The sequence below is a fragment of the Fulvivirga aurantia genome (genome assembly GCF_009711475.1).
GTDB lineage: Bacteria > Bacteroidota > Bacteroidia > Cytophagales > Cyclobacteriaceae > Fulvivirga > Fulvivirga aurantia.
This window is the reverse complement of sequence record NZ_SMMD01000405.1, coordinates 1-2,407: the sequence shown is the minus strand read 5'-3', so window position 1 is coordinate 2,407 and position 2,407 is coordinate 1. Positions and strand designations below refer to the sequence as shown.

Below are 2,407 nucleotides of genomic sequence, written 5' to 3'. Positions count from 1 at the left end.
GTTGACTTACTTAGCGTAAGACACAGATCTCATTTCTCTTATAACAGTAACTTTGATTTGACCCGGGTACTGCATGTCTTTCTCTATTTTCTGAGAAATATCGAATGAAAGTTGCCCTGCACGATCGTCAGAAACATTTTCAGCATCTACCATAACACGCAATTCGCGTCCGGCCTGTATGGCGTAGCATTTATTCACTCCATCGAAACTTAAGCCAAGCTCTTCAAGCTCTTTCAATCGCTTGATGTAGCTTTCCATAACTTCTCTTCTGGCGCCAGGTCTGGCCCCTGAAATGGCGTCACAGGCCTGAATGATTGGTGAGATCAAATGAGTCATTTCTATCTCATCATGGTGAGCTCCGATTGCATTGCAAACCACCGGGTGCTCTTTGTATTTCTGAGCCAACTCCATACCAAGGATAGCGTGTGGCTTTTCAGGCTCCTCTGGCCACACTTTACCGATATCATGCAATAAGCCAGCGCGTTTGGCTTGTTTTGGATTAAGACCGAGCTCCGAAGCCATAGTGGCACAAAGGTTTGCTACCTCTCTCGAGTGCTGTAATAGGTTTTGACCGTAGGAAGATCTAAACCTCATGCGTCCTACCATCTTGATCAGTTCCGGGTGTAAACCATGAATACCTAAATCAATAACGGTGCGCTCACCAATCTCAACAATCTCTTCCTCGATATTTTTCTTGGTTTTAGAAACAATCTCCTCAATACGTGCAGGGTGAATTCTGCCGTCCTGGACTAGCCTGTGTAATGAAAGTCTTGCGATTTCTCTCCTTACCGGGTCGAAACCTGAAATGATAATCGCCTCTGGTGTATCGTCTACGATTATTTCGACACCTGTAGCAGCCTCAAGTGCTCTGATGTTTCTACCCTCTCGACCAATTACTTTACCTTTTATGTCGTCACTTTCAATGTTGAAGATAGACACGCAGTTTTCTATCGCATGCTCTGTAGCTGTACGCTGAATCGTTTCCAGAACGATCTTCTTAGCGTCTTTTGTGGCGGATAGTTTCGCCTCCTCAAGGATGTCTTTGATGTAAGAAGAAGCTTTTGTCTCAGCTTCGCTTTTTAAGGACTCGATCAGTTGTTCTCGAGCTTCATCGGCAGTGAGGTTTGATATTTTCTCAAGAATCGAAACCTTTTGCTGATTGAATTTATCGAGTTCTGCTTTTTTCTTATTTACTACCTCTAATTGTGCCGTAAGGTTGTCTCTTAGTTCTTTTACGTCAGCTTCTTGTCGTTTTACATTCTCAAACTCTTTAGAGAGGTGTGATTCTTTTTGCTTGAGCTTGTTCTCGTTGGTAATGATCTGATTTTTCTTTCGGGAAGCTTCTTCTTCAAACTCTGATTTTAGTTTTAAGAACTTTTCTTTAGCCTCAAGAATTTTATCTTTTTTAATATTTTCGGCAGTGATTTCTGCCTCTTTGATCATTCGTGCTGCTTTCTCTTCCAGCTCTTTTTCTTTTTGAGCATTACCTTTTGCGATCATCGATCGACCTATAAGTATACCAGCACCCAATGCAACTATTCCGATAATTGCAAAGTACATTATATCAATACCATCCATTACTTTTGGTTTAAAAAATGAGTGAGAGACTAGATGGTGGCGTAGGTTGGTTTAAAGGGGTTTCCTCAATCATCCATATAGCACTCTTCACATAATTTGATACAAAAAAGGCTGGCAAAAAGAGTTGAGGATAAATGAGGTCTAAAGTGCCTGATTTACGAGATGATTTAACTGATTGATTTTATCTAACACACTTTCATCGAGATCGCCTTTATTCTCTTCAGTTTCCATTTTATCTACAAGGCAATCAAACGCTACCATAGCTAACAGGTCTTGCTTATCATCGATGCCAAATCGCTCTCTGTAAGACCTTATCCTTTCATTAATATTTTTACCCGCGCGTCTAACTCGTTCTTCATCTTCTGGTTTCACCTTCATCGGGTACTCCCTATCCGCTATCTTTATTTTTATTGATAATTCGTCCATTCGGGAGGTTTATTATTTACTTAAGTGTGCTATGCACTTATCGATTTCCTTTATATAATCGTCAATCTTTCTCTTCAACTCAGAAGCGTTGCCGTCTTCTGTATCTATTTCGTTTACAATTTTACTAATTTTAATCTTATTTTGAAAGTTGCCAATTTGCTCATCTTTTTTGTTTAAAGATGCCTTTAAATCAGCATTTTCATTTTTCAAGACCTCCACTTCAGTAAGTAGAGATTTACGCTCTCCTATAAGTAAATTAATTTTTCTCTCTAAAGAAGCCAAACTACTTTTAAGAAGGTCCTGATTCATTTTATTTTCTAATTACAGCTCCGAGTTTATTCTCAAATGAAGACATTAACTTATTCATGGTTTTGTCAATAAGCTTGTCTGTAAGTGTTTTTTC

3 protein-coding genes are annotated in these 2,407 nt (G+C 39.3%); all 3 read right to left on the bottom strand.

Annotated elements, in window-relative coordinates:
* Nucleotides 1-6 precede the first annotated feature (6 nt).
* Nucleotides 7-1,578 (bottom strand): ribonuclease Y, encoded by a 1,572-nt coding sequence (gene rny, locus E1176_RS02310; protein ID WP_155208961.1) that lies wholly within the window; start codon nt 1,576-1,578, stop codon nt 7-9.
* Between the two features lie 141 nt (nt 1,579-1,719).
* Nucleotides 1,720-2,004 carry a cell division protein ZapA gene (locus tag E1176_RS02305; RefSeq protein WP_155208960.1) on the bottom strand — a complete coding sequence of 95 codons (285 nt, stop codon included), beginning with the start codon at nt 2,002-2,004 and terminating at the stop codon, nt 1,720-1,722.
* Between the two features lie 12 nt (nt 2,005-2,016).
* Entirely contained in the window at nt 2,017-2,313 is a 297-nt protein-coding gene (locus tag E1176_RS02300) for a hypothetical protein (RefSeq protein ID WP_155208959.1), read from the bottom strand.
* Nucleotides 2,314-2,407 lie beyond the last annotated feature (94 nt).